The organism is Streptomyces sp. NRRL F-5650, from assembly GCF_000721365.1.
Lineage (GTDB): Bacteria > Actinomycetota > Actinomycetes > Streptomycetales > Streptomycetaceae > Streptomyces > Streptomyces ardesiacus.
The window spans coordinates 1-312 of the sequence record NZ_JOGV01000177.1; the positions used below are offsets into that span (position 1 = coordinate 1).

Below are 312 nucleotides of genomic sequence, written 5' to 3' on the forward strand. Positions count from 1 at the left end.
CAACGCCCGCTCACACGCCACCATCGACTCACCGAACACCGGCGACACATCCCAGAGCTCACGCCCCATCCCCACCCACTGCGACCCCTGACCCGGGAACACGAACACCACACCGCCGTCACCGGCCCGCCCGGACACCACCCCCGGCACGTGCACACCCCCGGCCACCGCCCGCACCGCCGCCAGCAACTCCTCCCGGTCCCCGCCCAGCACCACCGCACGCTGCTCGAACACCGACCGCGTCCCCACCAGCGACACACCCACATCCACCGGCCTCCACCCGGCCCCCGCCTCCAGATGACCGGCCAGCCG

Annotated in this window: 1 protein-coding gene; it reads right to left on the reverse strand. The window is 73.4% G+C overall.

The features are described 5' to 3' along the window. On the reverse strand, positions 1 to 234 hold a 234-nt coding region (locus tag IG88_RS39970; protein WP_324609032.1), incomplete at its 3' end, for an acyltransferase domain-containing protein. Positions 235 to 312: the final 78 nt, after the last annotated feature.